Origin of the sequence: Mesorhizobium sp. M7A.F.Ca.US.005.03.2.1 (genome assembly GCF_003997795.1) — a bacterium.
GTDB lineage: Bacteria > Pseudomonadota > Alphaproteobacteria > Rhizobiales > Rhizobiaceae > Mesorhizobium > Mesorhizobium ciceri.
Genome location: NZ_RZRP01001608.1, coordinates 1 through 462, shown reverse-complemented (window position 1 = coordinate 462; position 462 = coordinate 1). Strand labels below are relative to the sequence as shown.

The window sequence follows — 462 nt, the reverse complement described above, 5'->3', positions numbered from 1 at the left end:
CGACATATTCCTTGAGGCCGGGAACGACGCCCAGATGCGCCTTCTTGACGTAGAAGAACAGCGGGCGCGAGACGGGATACTTGCCGCTGGCAATCGTCTCGGTCGAAGGCACGATACCTTCCACGGTGGCGACCTTCAGCTTGTCGGCATTGTTCTCATAGAAGGCGAGGCCGAACACGCCGACGCCGGTCTTGTTGGAGTCGATGCGGGCGAGCGTCTCGGTATAGTCGCCATCGATGTCGACGGCCTTGCCGTCCTTGCGGATGGCAATGCAGGTTTTGCCGATTTCCTTGTCGTCGGCAATGCCGGCGGCCTTGAGAGCAGCCTTGTCACAGCCGGCATCGAGGAGCTTGGTCTCGAACACTTCGCGCGTGCCGTGCTTTTCGCCCGGAATGTAGGCGGCGATGTCCCAGTCGGGCAGCTTCGGATTGACCTGGCTCCACTTGGTGTTCGGATTGTCGA

1 protein-coding gene is annotated in these 462 nt (G+C 60.6%); it reads right to left on the bottom strand.

The window, feature by feature from the left end:
- Positions 1-462: substrate-binding domain-containing protein (locus tag EN991_RS39425; protein ID WP_206519385.1), on the bottom strand; the 462-nt coding region annotated here is incomplete at both ends.